The organism is Candidatus Planktophila lacus, from assembly GCF_002288325.1.
Taxonomy (GTDB): domain Bacteria; phylum Actinomycetota; class Actinomycetes; order Nanopelagicales; family Nanopelagicaceae; genus Planktophila; species Planktophila lacus.
In genome coordinates, this window is sequence record NZ_CP016780.1 from 378,154 (window position 1) to 396,753 (window position 18,600).

20 protein-coding genes and 1 tRNA gene are annotated in these 18,600 nt (G+C 47.7%); 6 read left to right on the forward strand and 15 right to left on the reverse strand.

Annotated elements, in window-relative coordinates:
• Positions 1–159: 159 nt before the first annotated feature.
• The gene (locus tag A1sIIB106_RS01890) at positions 160–1,485 is read right to left on the reverse strand and encodes an ABC transporter substrate-binding protein (RefSeq protein WP_095677181.1); all 1,326 of its coding nucleotides are present in this window, start codon (positions 1,483–1,485) and stop codon (positions 160–162) included.
• Positions 1,486–1,717: 232 nt separating this feature from the next.
• On the opposite strand from A1sIIB106_RS01890, the gene A1sIIB106_RS01895 reads away from it, so the two are divergent.
• Positions 1,718–2,743, forward strand: coding sequence for a LacI family DNA-binding transcriptional regulator (locus A1sIIB106_RS01895; RefSeq protein ID WP_095677182.1), 1,026 nt, complete (start codon positions 1,718–1,720; stop codon positions 2,741–2,743).
• A gap of 15 nt (positions 2,744–2,758) precedes the next feature.
• Here the strand turns inward: A1sIIB106_RS01895 and A1sIIB106_RS01900 are convergent.
• The 4 genes from A1sIIB106_RS01900 to A1sIIB106_RS01915 form a co-directional block, all read right to left on the reverse strand.
• Positions 2,759–2,835 (reverse strand) — tRNA-Ile (locus A1sIIB106_RS01900).
• A gap of 29 nt (positions 2,836–2,864) precedes the next feature.
• The gene (locus A1sIIB106_RS01905; protein ID WP_095677183.1) at positions 2,865–3,491 is read right to left on the reverse strand and encodes an HAD-IA family hydrolase; all 627 of its coding nucleotides are present in this window, start codon (positions 3,489–3,491) and stop codon (positions 2,865–2,867) included.
• Positions 3,488–3,832, reverse strand: coding sequence for a lycopene cyclase domain-containing protein (locus A1sIIB106_RS01910; RefSeq protein ID WP_095677184.1), 345 nt, complete (start codon positions 3,830–3,832; stop codon positions 3,488–3,490). The genes A1sIIB106_RS01905 and A1sIIB106_RS01910 overlap by 4 nt, the downstream gene beginning before the upstream one ends.
• Positions 3,829–4,146 carry a lycopene cyclase domain-containing protein gene (locus A1sIIB106_RS01915; RefSeq protein WP_095670831.1) on the reverse strand — a complete coding sequence of 106 codons (318 nt, stop codon included), beginning with the start codon at positions 4,144–4,146 and terminating at the stop codon, positions 3,829–3,831. The genes A1sIIB106_RS01910 and A1sIIB106_RS01915 overlap by 4 nt, the downstream gene beginning before the upstream one ends.
• Positions 4,147–4,248: 102 nt before the next feature.
• Here A1sIIB106_RS01915 and A1sIIB106_RS01920 point away from each other — a divergent pair, with 102 nt between their 5' ends.
• Both A1sIIB106_RS01920 and A1sIIB106_RS01925 read left to right on the forward strand, forming a co-directional pair.
• The gene (locus A1sIIB106_RS01920) at positions 4,249–5,199 is read left to right on the forward strand and encodes a Brp/Blh family beta-carotene 15,15'-dioxygenase (protein WP_095677185.1); all 951 of its coding nucleotides are present in this window, start codon (positions 4,249–4,251) and stop codon (positions 5,197–5,199) included.
• 20 nt (positions 5,200–5,219) lie between these two features.
• Entirely contained in the window at positions 5,220–5,783 is a 564-nt protein-coding gene (locus A1sIIB106_RS01925; RefSeq protein ID WP_095677841.1) for a M23 family metallopeptidase, read from the forward strand.
• A gap of 55 nt (positions 5,784–5,838) precedes the next feature.
• Here A1sIIB106_RS01925 and A1sIIB106_RS01930 read toward each other — a convergent pair whose 3' ends face one another.
• Positions 5,839–6,042 carry a cold-shock protein gene (locus A1sIIB106_RS01930; RefSeq protein WP_017955223.1) on the reverse strand — a complete coding sequence of 68 codons (204 nt, stop codon included), beginning with the start codon at positions 6,040–6,042 and terminating at the stop codon, positions 5,839–5,841.
• Between the two features lie 287 nt (positions 6,043–6,329).
• On the opposite strand from A1sIIB106_RS01930, the gene A1sIIB106_RS01935 reads away from it, so the two are divergent.
• The 3 genes from A1sIIB106_RS01935 to A1sIIB106_RS01945 are packed head-to-tail and all read left to right on the forward strand — an operon-like array spanning position 6,330 to position 8,198.
• The gene (locus tag A1sIIB106_RS01935; RefSeq protein WP_095677186.1) at positions 6,330–6,854 is read left to right on the forward strand and encodes a DUF3145 family protein; all 525 of its coding nucleotides are present in this window, start codon (positions 6,330–6,332) and stop codon (positions 6,852–6,854) included.
• A gap of 27 nt (positions 6,855–6,881) precedes the next feature.
• Positions 6,882–7,646: an SIMPL domain-containing protein gene (locus A1sIIB106_RS01940; RefSeq protein WP_095677187.1), complete on the forward strand. Its 765-nt coding sequence runs from the start codon at positions 6,882–6,884 to the stop codon at positions 7,644–7,646.
• Positions 7,647–7,655: 9 nt separating this feature from the next.
• Positions 7,656–8,198 (forward strand): cupin domain-containing protein, encoded by a 543-nt coding sequence (locus tag A1sIIB106_RS01945; protein ID WP_095677188.1) that lies wholly within the window; start codon positions 7,656–7,658, stop codon positions 8,196–8,198.
• Positions 8,199–8,201: 3 nt separating this feature from the next.
• On the opposite strand, the gene A1sIIB106_RS01950 is transcribed toward A1sIIB106_RS01945, so the two are convergent.
• The 9 genes from A1sIIB106_RS01950 to A1sIIB106_RS01990 form a co-directional block, all read right to left on the reverse strand.
• On the reverse strand, positions 8,202–9,593 hold the full coding sequence (locus A1sIIB106_RS01950; RefSeq protein ID WP_095677189.1) for an acyl-CoA carboxylase subunit beta: 1,392 nt from the start codon (positions 9,591–9,593) through the stop codon (positions 8,202–8,204).
• 10 nt (positions 9,594–9,603) lie between these two features.
• Entirely contained in the window at positions 9,604–10,839 is a 1,236-nt protein-coding gene (fabF, locus tag A1sIIB106_RS01955) for a beta-ketoacyl-ACP synthase II (RefSeq protein WP_095677190.1), read from the reverse strand.
• A gap of 9 nt (positions 10,840–10,848) precedes the next feature.
• Positions 10,849–11,097: an acyl carrier protein gene (locus A1sIIB106_RS01960; RefSeq protein WP_095670837.1), complete on the reverse strand. Its 249-nt coding sequence runs from the start codon at positions 11,095–11,097 to the stop codon at positions 10,849–10,851.
• 117 nt (positions 11,098–11,214) lie between these two features.
• Positions 11,215–12,237, reverse strand: coding sequence for a beta-ketoacyl-ACP synthase III (locus A1sIIB106_RS01965; protein WP_095677191.1), 1,023 nt, complete (start codon positions 12,235–12,237; stop codon positions 11,215–11,217).
• Positions 12,238–12,253: 16 nt separating this feature from the next.
• Positions 12,254–13,168, reverse strand: coding sequence for an ACP S-malonyltransferase (locus A1sIIB106_RS01970; RefSeq protein WP_095677192.1), 915 nt, complete (start codon positions 13,166–13,168; stop codon positions 12,254–12,256).
• A gap of 72 nt (positions 13,169–13,240) precedes the next feature.
• Entirely contained in the window at positions 13,241–15,292 is a 2,052-nt protein-coding gene (glgX, locus tag A1sIIB106_RS01975; RefSeq protein WP_223299524.1) for a glycogen debranching protein GlgX, read from the reverse strand.
• Positions 15,229–16,164: an SGNH/GDSL hydrolase family protein gene (locus tag A1sIIB106_RS01980; RefSeq protein ID WP_223299506.1), complete on the reverse strand. Its 936-nt coding sequence runs from the start codon at positions 16,162–16,164 to the stop codon at positions 15,229–15,231. The genes glgX and A1sIIB106_RS01980 overlap by 64 nt, the downstream gene beginning before the upstream one ends.
• A gap of 2 nt (positions 16,165–16,166) precedes the next feature.
• Positions 16,167–17,312: a glycosyltransferase gene (locus A1sIIB106_RS01985; RefSeq protein ID WP_095677194.1), complete on the reverse strand. Its 1,146-nt coding sequence runs from the start codon at positions 17,310–17,312 to the stop codon at positions 16,167–16,169.
• Positions 17,309–18,493, reverse strand: a complete 1,185-nt coding sequence (locus A1sIIB106_RS01990) for a glycosyltransferase family 4 protein (protein ID WP_095677195.1) — start codon at positions 18,491–18,493, stop codon at positions 17,309–17,311. The genes A1sIIB106_RS01985 and A1sIIB106_RS01990 overlap by 4 nt, the downstream gene beginning before the upstream one ends.
• Positions 18,494–18,600 lie beyond the last annotated feature (107 nt).

Consider the following 18,600-nt stretch of genomic DNA (forward strand, 5'->3'; position numbering starts at 1 on the left):
TGGGCAAAGTGAAGAAGTAGCCGGAACGGCTTTCCCGCTTTTTAAATGCGCTTTTCATATTCCCTCTCTAAAGAAAATTTAGTGTTATGAAAGAGTGACATCGGGAAGAGAATTTCTTCTCTTCCCGATGTCACATTCCCTCAATTTACAGACAGACGGTTACCCGTTATCAGCGATAATCTTTCGCGCCTTTTCAGCCTGTTCTTTAGCGATCTGATCAATCGTCTTATCACCCTTTATCGCCGCCTGGTAGGCAGGAGATGCGAGAATTGCGATTGAGTTGTACCAAGGAATCTGTGGGTTAGAGAAGACTTTGCCTTCTCCCGCCTTCACAAAACCAAGGCTCATTTCTGAGTTAACTTGTGGATCAGCTTGTGCATCCAAACGAGAAGGAATGCGGTAGGTAACGTCGTTAATGCGAAGTTGATTTTCCTTATTCAAAAGGAACTTCATATACGCAATAGCAGCCGCACGGTGCTTACTCTTTCGAGCAATGGCATAACCTGACTGGTTCAAGCTAGTAGTTGCAGAAACTCCGGCTGCTGCAGGAATTGGCGCTCCGGCCAACTTACCTTTAGCTGCTGGGTTAGCTGTCAGGGCAACGCCAATTGTGTGAGGGCCAGTGATCATCATCGCTGCTTGTCCCTTACCAATCTGTACAGATGCTTCTGGGTATCCAGTTTGGAACTGACCTGGAGGAACGCAACCGACATCAACTGCATCCTTGTAAAGCTTAAGTGCAGCCTTCCATCCCGGAGAGTCAATTTCTGTGACCCATTTACCAGCAGAATTCTTGCCGACATCTACTGCTCCCATGTTGCGAGCAATTGTGTTAAATCGACCTTGACCAGAACCATTGTCGGTTCCAACCATTGCCCATCCATATTGATCGATCTTTCCATCGCCATCAGTATCTTTTGTAAGAGCCTTACATACTGTGATGAACTCTTCGAATGACTTAGGTGGCTTTACACCAGCCTTAGCAAAGAGGTCTGTGCGATACAAAATCGCTGTTGGAATGCTAAACCAAGGTGCAGAATAGATTTTTCCGCCGATAGTCATTTCGCCAACATTTTCCTTAGCAAAACCATCTATGTAATCCTGACCTAGAGCAGCGCGGAGTTCCAGAGGAATATTTAGCGCTGCCATCTTCACTGTATTAACAGCATCTGATGCATACATATCTGGAACGTTGCCAGCAATCGCCATTGCAGTGAGCTTTGTTACCAAATCGTTTGCTGGAACGCCAACAAACTTAATCTTAGTCTTTGGGCAAGCTTTCATGAATTTATCGGCAATTTCTTGCTCGACTAATCCATCTGGCTTCTCCAAAATAACAGTTGAAAGAACCGTTAAGGTTCCGGTAAATCTTGGACAGAACGAGGGGGTTATTGCAGCAGAAGCGGAGTTCAATGAAATTGTTCCGCTTACAGCAACGAGAGTTGCAGAGGCAACTGCAATAAACTTCCGTTTAGTTGCGCGCATTGTCGACCTTTCTCTTCAAGTTGATTTCCAAATGCATAGTCAAATTACTGCACAAATTGTTCAATAACTAGCAATTAAAGAAAAAATTTTTGTTATAAAAACAAAGGGTTGAAACGTTCAAAATGAAGTTCCATTTTGAACTGTTCAACGATGCAACGAATTACGGGGTGTATTCCATGCTTAAAAATAGCCTTTCCTTGACTTATCACCCCGTAGGGCGAAAAATTCCCACATGACAGTTAGCGTCCGCCACGTAGCGCGCAGGGCCCGAGTCTCAATCGGAACTGTCTCCAATGTTCTCAACCGCCCCGAAATTGTTGCCCCAGCTACCTTGGTAAAAGTGCAGCAGGCAATGGATGAACTTGGATTTGTTTCGAGTAGCTTTGCAAAAAAGATTCATTCATCAAATTCAAAGACCCTTGCTCTCTTACTGCCGGATGTCTCAAACCCACTTTTCACTGAGATAGCCCGTGGCGCAGAAGATGCCGCAAACCAAAATGGATACTCATTATTCTTATGCAACCACGATCACTCTCACGAGAAAGAACGCAAGTACATTCAAACTTTAGCTGGACAAAATGTGCAAGGCATCATGATCTGGCCTACCCGTGGCAAAACTGACAACCTTGATTTCCTACGTTCAAATAACATCGCAGTCACCTTGATTGATACCAACCGTTACTTCGATGTCCATTGTTCTGCCAAAGTTGATGGCATAAGAGGTGGACATGTTGCGATTGGACACTTAGTAGACCTAGGGCATCGCGATATAACTTATGTTTACGAAAACACCATCAATCAATTTATTGAAAGAGGCGAAGGCGCAAAGCAGGCGGCAGATGAAATGGGCGCCAACCTTAGTTTTATTGAAATTCCTTCACCAACAACTCATGGGGGAGAGTTAGGCGCCAAGAAGTTCCTTGACTCTAAATCTAAATCCTCCGCCGTCTTCTGCGGAAATGACTTGATCGCACTTGGCTTTATGCGCGGTCTAATTGAAGCCGGAATAAAAATCCCAGAAGATATCTCGGTTATGGGCTTTGACGATATCGAGCTAGCGCCTAACGCATTAGTGCCGCTCACAACTGTTGCACAGGATGGCTACCAACTCGGCTACACCGCAACAGAGCTGGTGATTCAAGAATGTGAATTACCGGATACGCATATCCATCAACATGTGCTTTTCCAGCCTGAGTTAGTGGAACGATCTTCTACCGCTGAACACCCAAGTATCCGCGAGAAAATTTCTATCGCTTAATTCTTAGCCATTAAGTGGTGGGACGGGTCGGACTTGAACCGACGACGACCGAATTATGAGTTCGGGGCTCTAACCAACTGAGCTACCGTCCCTAGTGGGGTTAACGCGAACTTTACTGTACTTAGAGGCCGGCTTTGCCGAGTAGTTCGTTTAAGTGTTCTAAATGATGATCAGCATGCGGAAGTTCTTCACGGGTATGGGTAGTTAGTACGCCAGCAACAGTGCAACCAGCGCCTTTTGCTGATGTAACTCCACCTGGTGCATCTTCAATCGCCCAGCAAATATTTGTTGGAAGACCTAATCTTTCAGCGCCGAGAATAAATGGTTCTGGGAAAGGTTTTCCGCGAGTTACTTGATCAAAGGTTACTGAATTAGCAGGCATCGGAATCTTTCCTGCGCGAGTACGAGCAATTGCTAAATCAGTAGTGCATGAGGTGACGATCGTCCAAGGAATCCCACGATCATTTAATTCGGCAAGTAGTTCAAGTGCACCTGGTACGGCATGTACTCCATCGATATCTGCAATTTCTAGATCGGTGACGCGGCGAATCCATTTTTGGATTTCGGCTTCTTCGCGATCGGCCAAGACTTTCCTTAAAGTTTGTTCGGCTGGAACACCGTGATGACCGGCAAGTGCTTGCAATGGAATACCGGCTTCATTGGCCATAGTGATCCAAGAGTTCATGACTGCTTCTTGGGAATCAACCAAAGTGCCATCTAGATCAAAGAGAAATCCAATTTTGCTCAATTACTTGGCTCGATCTTATTTTTCTTATCAGGGCGTGGATCTTGTTGCATGCCGCGACGTCCCCAGAACTCCCACATATCCATGGTGCCAAGAATTAGTGCGAATCCGAAGAGCAGATCTTCGGCAGGTGCGGAAAAGATACGAAGCCCAACGATTGCATCAGGGCTATACATAACGATGTTGCGCGATGTGAGCCACCAATTTGTTAAGAATTGAAAGGGCAAGATGATTGCATAGCTTGTCCAGAATGCTGGGCGAGTAAGAAGTGAGTTTTTGAAGAGGAAGAGATCGGCCATTACCGCAACGGCAAAGGCGGTTATCGCAATATCGCTGTAGTTCATTTACCGAACTCATCTTTACGCCAGTGAGGTTTCACCGTTGTTACGCCTTCAATGGTCATGATTGCAGCCATCGGAATAACGATAAAGAAGAGGTACTCCTCGAGTGGAATGTTTAGTGGACCAACGATGCCGAGCATCTGATCGCGATCAAAGAACCAGTGCCCCTTTGAAATTGCATATGCATCCCACAATAAAAACAATGAACTAATTGGGAGAACACTGAGGATTACTCTCTTAATTCGGCGAAGAACACCAACTTTAAGCGCGATCTCTAACCAGAAGGATCCGCAAACAGTAAAGATGAGCATCGCCATGTAACTCCACTTTTGCACGGGTAGATCTTCTCATGTAGAAACCGAAATCACAGGGCACGCTTTGGTAGTGTTACAGATATAACTCACAGGAAGGGGCCAACGATGCGTGAAATAGAGCTCGACCTTCTTCTAAAAGTTCGAAAGTATTCGCGTTACGCCGTTGGGGTCACAATTGTTCTCTCTTTCGCCTTTGCACGGATTATTGAAGAGTCAGAGATTACCTGGCAGGTTGTCATCGCTCTCATCGCCTTGGCGATAGGAATTCCACATGGGGCGCTCGATCATTTGGTCACCTTGCCGCGCAGCAACTTTAAGAAGATGGCGCTCTTCATAACGCTCTATGTGGCAGTAGCAGTGCTTGCTGTCATAGCGCTCCTTACATGGAACGTAGTCGGATTTATTCTGGTTGTAGTTATGAGCGCAGTGCACTTTGGTATTGGTGATGCGGCATTTATCTCAGAGATTGATCGCCGCAGCGAAGAGACGAAGCGCTTTCAGAAATATCTATATGCAACAGCTGCCGGAACCCTTCCCGTGGTTATTCCGTTAGTTAGCGATAAGAGCACTTCGGCACTTGAGAAGGTAAACCCAGCGCTGGTTGATTGGCATCAAGGTTTGAATAACGACTTGCTGCTCTGGGTAATGCTGATAACCGCATTCGCTCTTCTTCGCTTAGTACAACGCCGCCGCGATGGTGAAGCGATTGATTTAGTTCTGCTTTATTTATTGGCAGTTACCGCACCGCCACTTGTTGTCTTTGCAGTTTATTTCGGATGCTGGCATGCCATGCGCCACACAGCACGATTGACTTTGACTTTGCCATCTTCACAGGAGGCGTTTACCAACGGCAGCGCTAAACGCGCATTTATTCGTGCAGTATTGCCAGGTACTCCAGCGCTCGTGGGCACATTTGTCATCGCAACGTTGATAGTTCTGCTTCGTGGTGACTCGCTCGATGATCAATTCTTATGGGTATCACTCGTTGTTGTTTGGGCTTTAACTGTTCCGCATATGGCGGTAACAGCGCGACTTGATCGAAAGGCTTTAAATTGAAGTTACTGATTGCGCTAGCGATGGTCTTTATCTCCGCCGCCCCAGCAAACGCTGCGCCAAATTATATTTTCCCAGTTGCCGATTGCGCTGTTAAATATGTAAAGGCCCATCACGACTATGCAGCAAATGATATTGAGGCTAAAAAGGGATGCAAGTTTGTCTCACCAGTAAATGGCGTCATCGATGAAGTTAATCGCGTTGATAACTGGAGTGGTAAAACTAACCTGGGTATTGATCGCGGTGGTTTATATGTATCTGTAATTGGTGAAGACGGCGTTCGTTATTACGGCTCGCACTTAACTTCGGTTGTCGCATCGATTCAACCGGGCCTTACTGTGAAAGCTGGGCAAATTCTGGGAAGAGTTGGCTCAACTGGTAGCGCACGTGGAACATCACCACACCTTCACTTTGGAATCTCTTGGCCAACGCCAAGTGAGCCGAATGTCTGGTGGGTACGTCGCGGAGTTGTTGCGCCTTGGAAATATTTAGATGCCTGGAAAGCTGGAAAAGATTTATCGCCGGCTAAGGCAGTTGCTGCGGCGCTTGTTAAGAACGGTGAGATTCCACCACTTCCTAAGAAGTAAATAAAAAAATCCCCCACCGCTTTCGCGATGGGGGATTTTAGTAAACTAAGTGTTATTAGTTAGCGTTCACTGCATCGGCCTGAGGACCCTTTGGACCCTGTACGACCTCGAATGAAACTGACTGACCCTCTTCAAGGGACTTGTAACCGTTTCCTTGGATTGCTGAGTAGTGAACGAATACATCTTGTCCGCCACCATCAACTGCAATGAAACCGAAACCCTTTTCAGAGTTGAACCACTTAACTGTACCTGTTGCCATGTTTTACTTTTCCTTCGATATGTGGGTGTTTAAGAAATCCTCAAACACGGTCTTCCTCTTGCGCCAGCGATACCGAGCAAAGCACTACTGCCATGAAACGGGTCCTGATTAAGCGTCCGACTAAGGAAAAGGGTACTGCCTACACACGAGTACACCTAACTGTGGTCTAGACAGTTACGCCTAAAGGGAGCAAAATTGGGTATCTAGATAGTAAATAGCAAGCGTTTATGCCGCTGGGGAAGGTCGCATAGCGCGGTCTTGCTAGGTACTTACTAGGAGTTTGCAGAATGCAAGAGCTAAATCCATCTGGCCAGAACAGAGACCGTTTAAAGGAATCTGTCGCCGGTTTACTTGTCATACATAGCGCACCTAATGCGCTACGCCCACACATCGAATGGGGCTTGCAATCAATCTTAGGTACTTGGCTAACTTTGCAATGGCGTGATCAACCATGTGCACCAGGAACATATAGAACAACTGTTGAATTTCGAGATGTGCGAGGAAGCGCTGCGAAGATTGCATCTGCACTTCGTGGCTGGCACTACTTGAGATTTGAAGTTCGCGAAGAATCCGAACTCGGGGGAGAGTTCTATCGATCAACTCCCGAGCTCGGAATTCATCGCGCAAGTATTGATGGACTTGGCAATATTGTTTTGACCGAACATCAAATTACGGAAGCGCTCGCCAAAGGCTTTGACGATCTTTCGATTCGCGATGCGATCGATGAAATTCTGGGAAATCAATGGGAAAGAGAGTTAGCCCCATTTAGAGAAGTCGAAATCGATCAGATAATTCAACTCCGGGCGATCTAAAGAATTTGAAATAGATATACTTAGACCATGACAATCCCAGAGAGCCCAATTATCCAAATCGAACGCCGTAAAGCGATCGCTTTATTTGCATCTGTATTAATCCTCGCCGTTGCTTTATTCGGGGGATTGGTGAAGATCGGTTGGGGCATTTCTGCGCGCACTGATAGCGGAATAGTTGTAACTGGTTCGGCGCGCACTGAAGCCGTCGCCGATAACGCGGTATGGACTCTCTCTGTCTCGCTATCTCGTCCTAAGGTTGCGGATGCAGTTTCAAAGGTCGGCAGCGATGTTGAAGCAGTCACTAAGTATTTAACTGATGGCGGAATCCCATCAGAGGCTCTAACTCTGGGACCAGTTTCAACTTATGGCCAAGAAGAATGGGTCAACGGAAATTCGACTGGTCGCATCCTTAACTACCGCGCTAGTCGCGATGTAACGGTGCGCACCAAAGATGTTGAGTTGGTCTCTAAACTTTCTCAAGGTATCGGAAGCATTTTGCAATCAGGTGTAAATGTAAATAACTACGGTCCGCAGTATTACATCTCAACTTTGGCTGAACTTCGCCCGCAGTTATTGGAAGAGGCAATGAAAGATGCCAAGGTGCGCGCTGATGCGATCACCAAAGCCGTGGGCAGTCACGTCGGCGTAGTCACAGGTGTAAAGAGCGGTGTATTTCAGGTGACAACGCCAGATTCGACTATGACTTCCGATGGTGGCGCTTATGACACTACAACGATTAAAAAGACTGTTACATCGACTGTCTCGGTTACCTTTACGGTAAATAACGACTAAAGTTTTTTCATGGCCTCACGTCCGGAAGAGTTAATTGCCTATTTCGGCATGAAGCCCTTGCCGGTTGAAGAGACTTACTTCATCAATACCTATATCTCTGATGCTAAGACCGCCGAAGGCGGTCCCGCTGGCACTGCAGGCTTAGGTCTTTATTTATCTGCGCCGCGCAGTGCTTCTACTGCACACGTTCTTACTTTGGATGAAGTCTGGCATTTCTATGAAGGCGATCCTGTTGCGCTTTACGAATTTCATCCTGACGGAACAGCGCGCACAATTTTATTGGGACGCGATATCGCTGCAGGACAAGTTATGCAGCACACCATCAAGGCTGGAGTTATCCAAGCCGGTGAAGTCGCACCTGGTGGCACATGGTCACTCTTTGCCTGCACTATGTCGCCAGGATTTACCGCAACTTGTTTTAAAGGTACAACTAAATCTGAGCTCCGCGGAAAGTATGCGGGTTACGAAGAAATCATCGAACGAATGGGCGTTACTGATGGACATGAAACTTCGCTACCTGCAGATTACGTAAACGAGCGATTTAAAAGCTAGTTGTTAAAGCGGGATATTTCCGTGGGCACCGCGGCGATGTGGCGCAGCAGCAATAGTTCTAGCAAGTGCAGATCTTGTAACTTTCGGATCGATAATTTCATCAACCGCACCGATTTCAACAGCGCGGGCAACTCCACCAGAAATCTTGTCGTGTTCTGCAGCAAGTTCTAACTCCATCGCCTCACGTTGTTCAGGTGCAAGGTCAGCAAGTATCCGACGATGCAGTACGCGCACTGCAGCAACTGCGCCCATCACCGAAACCTCTGCGTTAGGCCAAGCAAATACTCGCGTTGCACCAAGTGATTTAGCGTTCATCGCCACAAATGCTCCGCCGTATGCGCGACGTGTTATCAAAGTTACGCGCGGTACAACTGCTTCACCAAAGGCGTGCAATAACTTAGCGCCACGACGCACCGCACCTTCCCACTCTTGGCCAGCGCCAGGAAGAAAGCCAGTAACGTCTGCGATAACAATTAGCGGAATTCCAAAGGCATCACAAGTGCGCACAAAGCGCGCTGCTTTCTCGCCAGCTGCTGAATCTAAAACACCACCAATATGTGCCGGATTATTTGCAATAACGCCAACGCTGCGCCCGCCAAAGCGACCCAGCACCGTTGTCATATTTTCGGCCCAAACTGGCAGCAGCTCTAACTTCTCGCCATCTTTATCCAAGATCGCATCAATAAGTGGATGAACTTCGTAACTACGCTTGCTTACAGGCGGAACGAAGGTTGAAAGATCTAAGTCGGGAATATCTGTATCCATATGGCCTTGATTTGCAAAAAGTGATGTCACATCGCGAATTTCAGCGAACGCTTCATCTTCCGATGATGCGATCACATGTGCAACGCCGCTATTTTTACTGTGTGCCTCTGGGCCGCCAAGGGAAGCCATATCCACATCTTCACCTGTCACAGATTTAACAACGTCGGGGCCGGTAACAAAGATTCGACCTTCGGGTGCGAGGACAACGATGTCGGTAAGTGCTGGCCCGTAAGCACCGCCACCAGCAGTTGGTCCAAGAACTAGAGATAGCTGTGGGATGCGACCGCTTGCCAAAATCATTGATTGAAAAACTTCACCGAATGCATCAAGGGAAGAAACGCCATCACTTAAACGCGCACCACCTGAGTGCCAGATACCGATGATGGGAAGCTGCTTAGCCATCGCTTCTTTATATGCTTCAACAATTACCTTTGAACCTGCGACCCCAAGGGCACCGCTTTTAATTGTGGCATCAGATGCAAAGACAACAACGCGATTTCCTTTAATTGCGCCAGTTGCTGCGATCATTGCGCAATCGGTGCGTTCAACGAGTAGAGATACGCTACCTGGATCGAGTAAACGTTGAATTCTTAATTCGGGATCGCGCGGGTCGACCTCTTTGTGGACCATAAAAATCAGTTTATAGAGTTGCGAAAGCCAATACAACGTTGTGGCCGCCAAAACCAAAGGAATCATTGAGCGCTGCGATTTGTCCAGCAGGCAATGAGCGTGGAGTGTCGCGCACCACATCGATAGTCACTGCAGGATCTAAATTCTCAATATTAATTGTTGGAGGAGCAAGACGTTCTTGTAGCGCCTTAACAATGAATACAGATTCAATTGCACCTGCGCCACCAAGTAGATGTCCGGTCATTGATTTAGTTGCAGATACTGCAACGTGGTCTGCGTCGACGCCGAGTGCTAAGCGCAACGCATTTGCTTCAGCAACATCGCCTGCTGGAGTTGAAGTCGCATGAGCGTTTAAGTGAACAATATCTTTTGTTGAAAGCTTGGCATCTTGTAGCGCAAATTTAATTGCGCGCTGCACACCTGAACCATCTGGGTCCGGAGCTGCGATGTGATAACCATCTGAGGAAAGCCCTTGGCCAACTAGTTCGCAGTAAATCTTGGCGCCACGTGCTTTAGCGTGCTCGTACTCTTCAAGAACTAATATTCCGCCGCCTTCACCGAGTACAAAACCATCACGGTCAGCATCGTAAGGACGTGATGCGCGCTCTGGCGCATCGTTGCGGGTAGAAAGCGCCTTCATTGCAGCAAAGCCGGCCATCGGAAGTTGGTGAATTGCTGCTTCAACGCCGCCGCTAACAATTACATCGGCGCGATTTGAGCGGATCATTTCAAGTGCATAACCAATTGCTTCAGCACCTGATGCACATGCGCTTACCGGTGTGTGGACTCCGGCGCGGGCTTGCAGTTCTAGACCAACGTTTGCAGCAGGTCCATTGGGCATCAACATCGGAACAGTGTGAGGACTGACTCCGCGTGCGCCTTTCTCTTTCAAATTATCGAATTGATCTAGCAAGGTAATAACGCCACCAATACCGGAAGCGATTACGACGCCGAGTCTTTCCTTATCAACATCTGGTGTACCTGCATCTTTCCAGGCTTCACGGGATGCAATGAGAGCAAATTGTTCTGAGCGATCAAGGCGGCGCATCTCAACGCGCTCCATCTGATCGGCAGGTTCTGTAGCAACGCGCGCTGCGAAGTGCACAGGCAAGAGTTCGCGCCAATCTTCAGTTAGAAGACGGACTCCGCTCTTACCGGCGATTAGTGCAGCCCAAGTCGATGCAACATCTCCACCAAGTGGAGTAGTTGCACCAAGACCTGTGACGACTACGCGACGTTGAGACATTTAAACTACTTATACGGCAGCGCTAACGATGAAGTTAACTGCATCTCCTACTGTTGCAAGATCAGTTACCTTCTCGTCAGGAATCTTCACGCCAAAGCGCTCTTCGCAGGCAACTACAACTTCGACCATGCTAAGTGAATCTACTTCTAGGTCGTCAGTGAAGTTTTTATCGAGTTCGATTGATGCAGCTGGAATACCAGCAACTTCTTCAACGATCTCTTTGATTCCTGCAAGTACATCTGCGGCTAAAAGTGCCATTTGTTTATTCCTTTTCTTTTATTAATTCTTGCTTTTCTCATCCGAGTCCAACAGGTTGTAATTCTCTCTGATTAGATGCGCTACTTCCTAGTAATTCGAAGGCTTATCGCCAGAAAATTATGGTTTAGGGGGTAATTTCACAACTTGCCCCGCGTAAACGAGACCTGCGCCATATCCGATTAAGAGCGCAATCTTGCCGTGAAGTTCGGGGTGTTTTGCCAGGAGCGCATCCATCGCAAGGGGGATTGATGCGGCAGAGGTATTTCCATTTGTGCGAATGTCATCTGCAATCACAACTGACTCTGGCAACTTCATCTCTTTCGCCATAGTTTCGATGATGCGCACATTTGCTTGGTGTGGAATAAATGCATCAATCTCGTTTACCGATAAGCCGGCTGAATCAAGTGCCTTAAGCGCTGCCTTGCTCATTGAGAACACGGCCCAGCGGAAAACCTTCTGACCTTCTTGCGTGATATTCGGCCACTTAACATCTGCCTTAGTTAATTGAGTTTCAGTGTTGCGAACGTCAATCCATGATGGATTCATCAAGATGGCATCGCGATTTTCCGAGTCAGATCCCCATTCAACTGGGCCAATTCCTGGTTCAGTTGATTCACCAATCACGACGGCGCCAGCGCCATCGGCGAAGATAAATGCCGTTGCGCGATCAGTTGGGTCGGTGAAATCCGAAATCTTTTCTACACCAATTACGAGAACTTTCTTCGCGCTACCGGCGCGCACCATGTCGTGTGCCATGGCAACGCCGTAACAGAACCCTGCGCAGGCAGCGCTAATGTCGAGCGCAGCCGCAGTTGGATTCCCCATTCGCTGAATAACTGCAGTTGCTGCAGAAGGTGCTTGGTGCGGATAGGTAATTGTTGCCACAACGACGGTATCAATATCGCCGATAGTAAGTTTGGCGCGAGCTAGCGCTTGTTCTGCTGCGCCAATTGCCATATCGACAACTGATTCATCTGCGCCAGCAAAGCGGCGAGATTCGATGCCGGTGCGCTGCACAATCCATTCATCACTGGAATCAATTAAATCTACGATCTCCGAGTTTGGAACCAGGCGAGATGGGCGATAGGCACCGACAGATAAAATCGTGCTCTCGCTACCAGTTTTTACTTTGATCGCCATCGCTCTACCTTAACTCTTAATTACTTACTTCTTGGTTATGTCGCAGTGCAAATTCATTAGCTAACTCAAGATCAGCAACTGCCTTGAGTGCAAAGGTTTCAACGATTGGTACCGCGCGCTTTAAGAGACCGACCAAGGTTCCAGCAGGTGGAACTTCTAGTGCACCAGATACGTTCTCGGAGAGCGTTGTCATACATAGATCCCAACGAACTGGGTTAGAGATCTGGGCAACGATGCGATCTAAGATTTCACGTCCATCACGAATTACCGCACCATCTTTATTGGAGATAACACCACACTTTGGATCTTGCACCTCAAGTGAAGCAGCAAGTGCGCGAAGCGGTGCAACCGCAGGTTCCATATAGGAAGTGTGAAATGCGCCAGCCACCGCAAGAGCGCGCACACGTGCACCTTCGGGTGCTAATTGTGCAAGCGCCTCTAAATCTCCAGCAGCAACAATCTGTCCAGCGCCGTTATCGTTTGCCGCGACCAATCCAAGATCTGCAATTGCACGAAGTACGACTTCACGATCTCCACCTAAGACCGCCGCCATCCCAGCTGGTTTAATTGCAGCGGCTTTTGCCATTTCAATTCCACGAGCACGTACCAACTTCATCGCATCCAGGTCGTTAATAACTCCTGCTAGGGCAGCAGCGGTGATTTCACCTACTGAATGACCTGCGACAAATGCAAGGTTATTTTCTTTATTGAGTGCCCGAGCACCAAGTAAACCAGCAGCAACAATTAACGGTTGGGCATTTGCGGTGTCTTTAATTTCTTCGGCATCAGCGGTTGTGCCTAAGCGAACTAGATCAAGTCCTATTTCGTGTGACCACTGCTGCACAAGGAGCTTGGCGGCAGGATCTTGTATCCATGGCTCCAGCATTCCTGGAGTCTGGGCACCTTGACCCGGTGCGACTAATGCGAGCATGGTTCAAATTTTAGGTGAGCGTGATGTTTACTACCTAGTACCTGCGCATTTCTAGCGCGGTTAATTACAAAATTAATTGCGTGTTACTAGCCACACCTGCGCACAATGCGCCGCCACATCTACTTTGCTGGCGGGCGGGCGAATGATCGGTTCGTGTGTTTGCACTGGTGTTGCGGCATCGAAGATTCTGCGGAATGAGTGTCCCCAGTTTTCATCGGGCAAGGTAAATGGTGTCTCTGATTTGGAAGAGTTAAGAAGTAATAGAAGTCCGCGCTCTGAACCAGCTTCGATAAATACTGTCAGGCTGCGCTTTTCACCATCTTGCCAGTGATCTTCATGCATCTCATGACCGCCAAGTGAGAACCACGCAATATCTTTTCGTTTCGTTCCGGCATCAACTGTGCCGGTAAAGAATTCGTGTGCGACACCTTCTAGGTACTGCTTACGAATATGGGCAAGTTCAGAGACCGCATCGAAGAGATCAGATTCTTCTTCATTTAACTTCCACTTATTTGCCCAACCACCCAGGAAGTTTGCTTCGCTATCTTCCATAAGCGGGCTCATATCTCGTGGCAGTGAGTAACCATTATTAGAACCGTTTTGAGTACGACCAATTTCATCGCCCATAGTCATCATCGGCACACCTGAAGAGAGAAGCAGCGTTGCCATCATTGATTTCTTCAATTGATGACGGTGAGCTTTAACTAAGGGATCATCGCTAGGACCTTCAACGCCGAGATTCCAAGAGCGGTTGTCGTTATGGCCATCTTTGCTATCTTCTTGATTCGGGCCGTTATGTTTATCTTGGTACATAACTAAGTCGGCCAAGGTAAAGCCATCATGTGCGGAGATGAAGTTAATTGATGAAGTTGGCCCGCGATAATAGAAAATATCGCTTGAGCCACTGATGCGCGATGCGATATCAGCAACGCCTTCGCCGTAACCGCGCGCTAAATCACCTAACCAGAACTGGCGCACCGAGTCGCGATAAGCATCGTTCCACTCGCGCCACGGATGCGGGAAATCACCTAGCGAATAACGAGTTACATCCCAAGGCTCAGCGATCATCTTAAAGTTACGTAAAACTGAATCTGCTTCGATAGCTGACATAAGCGATGAGTTAAATGCGCTGTGGCTGGTGTACAACGCTGCTGCTAAATCAAATCTAAAGCCATCTACGCCAATTACTTCAACCCACCAACGAAGTGAATCAACAATATGTCGCACCGCATGTGGATTACTGCTGGCTAAGGTGTTGCCGCATCCGGTTACATCGATGTAATTGCCTTGGCTATCTTGGCGATACCAAGCTTTATTGTCGATACCTTTAAAAGATAACGTCGGTCCACCAACTCCGCCTTCAGCGGTGTGGTTGTAAACGACATCGAGAATTACCTCAATATCGTTCTCGTGTAAGCGATCAACAGCTTCTTGTAACTCTGAAATCGGATCTGCGGTTGCCGCATATGCGCCATGCGGTGCGCTAAAGGCAATTGCGTTATAGCCCCAATGGTTTTTCCGGCCGCGGTCCCAGATAGATGGTTCGGTTAGATAAGAATGAATTGGCAGAAGTTCAAGTGCGGTAACGCCTAATTTCTTTAGATGCGCAATCGTGCTGGGATGGCCAAGTGCTTTATATGTACCGCGTTCGTTGGCGGGAATCTCTTCATTCTTTGCAGTCAAACCTTGAACATGTGCTTCGTAAATTAAAGTGTTTGCCCAAGGAACAAGCGGGCGATGTATCTCGCGCACCGGATGGTTTGTAACGACGGAGTAAGGAACAGAGCCTGCGCTATCGCGATCATCGCGCACCGTGTTATCGCCGCTTCCGATTGCATCACTTGCGACATGTCCATAAATTTCAGGGACATATTCCAATTGGCCATCTAGTTGATGGGTGTAAGGATCGATCAATAGTTTTGCCGCGTTAAAGCGCACACCATTTTCAGGTTGCCATGGGCCGTAGACGCGATAGCCATAACGTTGTCCGGCCTTTACTCCCGCTAAGTAGCCGTGCCAGATCGGGCCATTGCGATGTGACATCGCAAAGCGAGTTTCAACTAACTTGCCATTGGCCTCATTGAAGAGGCAGAGCTCGATGGCATCTGCGGCGTTAGACCAGATTGCAAAGTTTGCTCCACCATCTGTAAGTGTGGCCCCGAGGGTGAGAGGGTCGGCTGGGAGCATGGACTTATCTTGCCCTGCAAGCCTTTAAATTGGGAAACTAGACCTGCAAATTTCTGGCGAATTATGAAGATTAGCTCAGCAGCGCTCAGCAAAATAAGCCCAGGTAGCAGATCAACGCTGCGCTTTAAAAACCATGGAGTGCCATTCCTCAACATCCAGATAATTGAATCGCGACGGCTCCGGTTATTTACGGGATCGATCTTTACTTCACCGATCTCATAACCACGATGAGTTAAGAGGTTGGCATATTGTGCAGCGATAAATTGATGGCCTAATTTGCTGGGATGCATACGATCTACGTGCCATTTCTCGCGCGCATAAATATCCTGCAACGAGCGAGTCTCCATCAGTACTGCTCCAAAAGTTTTGCCAAGGGCTCTTGTAGATGCATTTACCGCGGCAACTCTGCGACGGCAGATTCGCCCAATTAGATATGGCATAGGCACGATCTTGGTTGGATCATGAAGTTCAAGCAACATAATCGTGCAACCTCTAGATACAAGTTCTAGCAAAGTCTTTCGCAAGTTCTCTGCAAACTTCTGTGGGTTGAAGTTGCTGCGCAAAAGATCATTGCCACCTACAACAACTGCTACTAAATCCGGGTTATGGAGCAAAATTTTTGGAAGTTGCTCTTCCAATACTTCAGCTGACCTTGCACCCGGGCGAGATGCATTGATAAAGATCAGCGGTTCTTGAAATGATTTAGCTAGGTGATAACTCCAGCCTAGGTTGTTACCATGGCCGTCAGAATCTCCAACACCGGATGCCGCGCTATCGCCGATCACAGCAAAGGTAAGCGGCGCGCTCATAGTTAAGCCGCCCTCAGAACTTGGAGGTTTGGCTTCTTACCGAGTGAAAGCATCTGCGAGATAGTTGAGGACCAAGGGAAGTTCTCGGCCTGGTGATGGCAACGACTGCGCAAAGTGTTATCTGTCTTCAACTTACCAATTAGCGTTTCGATCGCGTCAGCAAAGTCAGAACCGTTATTTGCCGCCACTTGCCCAACAAAATCTGAAGAATCAACGAGAAGGAATTCACCGACCGCACTTGTTTCTGAGGCAACAACCGGTGTTCCGCTGGCTAAAGATTCAAGGGCCGATAAGCAGAAAGTCTCAATTGGTCCAGGTGCAATTGAGATATCGGCTGAAGCGACAACCGATGCGAGATATTTCTTATCCGAGATATAACCGAGAAAAGTTACAGGAATATCGCGGGAAGATTCGTAAAGTTTCTTATGTAGCGGCCCAGTTCCAACATAGATTAGACGCGCATTAACTCCGCGCTTTAACAGCTCGCGCAGGGCTTGGATTGATCGCTCTGGCTTCTTCTCTGGTGAAAGTCTTCCGCAATGAACGAGAAGAATTTCGCCACCCTTTAAAAGTTTGGTGCGTAACTCAAGATCGCGGTTCTTTGGTGAGAAAGTCTTAAGATCAACGCCCAAGGGAACTTGAATCAAGTTCTTAGTTCCTATGGCAAGAAATTCTGAAGATGCAAATTTAGTTGTGGCAATTACATAGTCAAATGATTTGGCAAGCCGTTGGTTATGCCAGGCAACGAACTTCTTGGCTGAAAATGGTAGATAAGTCTTGATCAACCCGCGCAAAGTTTCGTGGCTAAATACCAACGTTGTGATCTTGCGTGACTTCGCCCAACGCCCAACGCTGGAAAGGGTAAATCGATCAGATACTTCGATGCGATCAGGTGAAAGCGCAAGCAACATATTTCTGATCTGACGATTTGATTTGATGATGCGGTATCCACCCGTAAATGGAATAAGTAAAGATGGAACTGTAATTCTGGTGCCGTGTGGCGTCTTTTCATGATGCAGACCAGCGCCTGGAACTATGTAGGTAAATTCATGGCCCTGGCTTGTATATCCAGTGCCGAGATTATGAAGCGTGGTCTTTATGCCACCGGACTTAGGGCCATAGAAATTGGCGATGTGGATAATTTTCATGCGACCAGATCTTTCTGTGATGCAACAACGCGGATAGTTTCTCGATAATGCTTAATAAGTTCTTCATTGATCTGATCCCATGTTCGATGTTCTACGGATTTACGTGCAGCTTCTTCCATTAGATCCCGCGCTGGATGCTCGGCAAGAGTGAAGACAGATTCCAAGAGTTGATGTGAGTTTGATGTGTCGATTAAAAGCCCGGTTTTTCCGTGTTCAATCAGATCTGTAGGGCCACCGGTGTCGGGGCCTACGACCACTGTTCCTGAGGCGAGTGATTCTTGAATCGCCTGGCAGAAAGTTTCGTGTTTGCCAGTATGAACAAAGACATCAAGTGCTGCCACATACCGCGCCAGTTCTGCACCAGATTGATATCCCACAAAGATTGCGTTGGGAAGATCGTCCTCTAATTTAGTTCGCGCAGGTCCATCGCCCACAATTACCAATTGGAAATCTGGGTGGCGATCGATAACTTCTAGATCACTTACTCGCTTCTCGTTTGCAAGACGGCCCACATAACCAACTAGATATTTAGGTGAAGGCTTTCTACCGCGGGTTGTTAAAAGTTCGCTACGGAAATCTGCATCAAATTTAGAAGGCTGGAAGTTTTCAATGTTTACTCCACGCTGCCAGAGCTTTATGTTTTTAACGCCAGAGTTTTCAAGATCGCGGCAGGCCCAGGATGAAGGAGCAAGAGTGAGATCGGTAGTCGAGTGAATTCGTGCGACCCAGCGTTTCAGAGTTGCATGCGCAATTGTTAAACCGTAATGACGAGCAAAGCCTGCGATATCAGTTTGATAAACCGAAACAGTTGGTATGCCGGCCTTCTTGGCTAACCGTGCAACGTAATGGCCTAAGAAGATTGGTGAAGCTAGATGGATTACATCTGGTGCAAAGCCTTCGATAAATGGTTCGAGAGTTCGCTGCGGGAGTCCCATCGGAATCAACTTCTTCATATCGATACTTGGAACGTGCTTAATCTTGTATCCGCAATATTCCTTGGGCGCGTTCTCGCTCTCAGGTGCGATAACCAGCACTTGATGTCCTTGTGATCTGCAGAATTCGAGAAGGCGAAGTACTGAGTTAGTTACGCCATTTACTTGCGGGAGGAAGGCCTCCGTTACGACAAGTATTCGCAGAGGGTTGGCGTCTTTAACTTCCAACGCCTCTCTAAATTCCAACATGGTTCACAGGTTGAAGGTTAAAACCGACTTAAAGGAACCTGTGAGGTTAAGTGTTGGCAAAGGAAAGATGAAGTATTGGTTGAGGGTTTTGCCCTAGCGGAAAAGGC

What these genes read in the sequence shown, in the direction of transcription:
- A1sIIB106_RS01990 (WP_095677195.1), bottom strand. Translation starts at nt 18,493, where the DNA reads ATGTTGGAATTTAGAGAGGCGTTGGAAGTTAAAGACGCCAACCCTCTG.
- A1sIIB106_RS01925 (WP_095677841.1), top strand. Translation starts at nt 5,220, where the DNA reads ATGGTCTTTATCTCCGCCGCCCCAGCAAACGCTGCGCCAAATTATATT.
- A1sIIB106_RS01965 (WP_095677191.1), bottom strand. Translation starts at nt 12,237, where the DNA reads ATGGCGATCAAAGTAAAAACTGGTAGCGAGAGCACGATTTTATCTGTC.
- A1sIIB106_RS01980 (WP_223299506.1), bottom strand. Translation starts at nt 16,164, where the DNA reads ATGAGCGCGCCGCTTACCTTTGCTGTGATCGGCGATAGCGCGGCATCC.
- A1sIIB106_RS01895 (WP_095677182.1), top strand. Translation starts at nt 1,718, where the DNA reads ATGACAGTTAGCGTCCGCCACGTAGCGCGCAGGGCCCGAGTCTCAATC.
- A1sIIB106_RS01950 (WP_095677189.1), bottom strand. Translation starts at nt 9,593, where the DNA reads ATGGTCCACAAAGAGGTCGACCCGCGCGATCCCGAATTAAGAATTCAA.
- A1sIIB106_RS01985 (WP_095677194.1), bottom strand. Translation starts at nt 17,312, where the DNA reads ATGAAAATTATCCACATCGCCAATTTCTATGGCCCTAAGTCCGGTGGC.
- fabF (WP_095677190.1), bottom strand. Translation starts at nt 10,839, where the DNA reads ATGTCTCAACGTCGCGTAGTCGTCACAGGTCTTGGTGCAACTACTCCA.
- A1sIIB106_RS01915 (WP_095670831.1), bottom strand. Translation starts at nt 4,146, where the DNA reads ATGGCGATGCTCATCTTTACTGTTTGCGGATCCTTCTGGTTAGAGATC.
- A1sIIB106_RS01930 (WP_017955223.1), bottom strand. Translation starts at nt 6,042, where the DNA reads ATGGCAACAGGTACAGTTAAGTGGTTCAACTCTGAAAAGGGTTTCGGT.
- A1sIIB106_RS01940 (WP_095677187.1), top strand. Translation starts at nt 6,882, where the DNA reads ATGACAATCCCAGAGAGCCCAATTATCCAAATCGAACGCCGTAAAGCG.
- A1sIIB106_RS01890 (WP_095677181.1), bottom strand. Translation starts at nt 1,485, where the DNA reads ATGCGCGCAACTAAACGGAAGTTTATTGCAGTTGCCTCTGCAACTCTC.
- A1sIIB106_RS01960 (WP_095670837.1), bottom strand. Translation starts at nt 11,097, where the DNA reads ATGGCACTTTTAGCCGCAGATGTACTTGCAGGAATCAAAGAGATCGTT.
- A1sIIB106_RS01920 (WP_095677185.1), top strand. Translation starts at nt 4,249, where the DNA reads ATGCGTGAAATAGAGCTCGACCTTCTTCTAAAAGTTCGAAAGTATTCG.
- A1sIIB106_RS01935 (WP_095677186.1), top strand. Translation starts at nt 6,330, where the DNA reads ATGCAAGAGCTAAATCCATCTGGCCAGAACAGAGACCGTTTAAAGGAA.
- A1sIIB106_RS01970 (WP_095677192.1), bottom strand. Translation starts at nt 13,168, where the DNA reads ATGCTCGCATTAGTCGCACCGGGTCAAGGTGCCCAGACTCCAGGAATG.
- A1sIIB106_RS01945 (WP_095677188.1), top strand. Translation starts at nt 7,656, where the DNA reads ATGGCCTCACGTCCGGAAGAGTTAATTGCCTATTTCGGCATGAAGCCC.
- A1sIIB106_RS01910 (WP_095677184.1), bottom strand. Translation starts at nt 3,832, where the DNA reads ATGAACTACAGCGATATTGCGATAACCGCCTTTGCCGTTGCGGTAATG.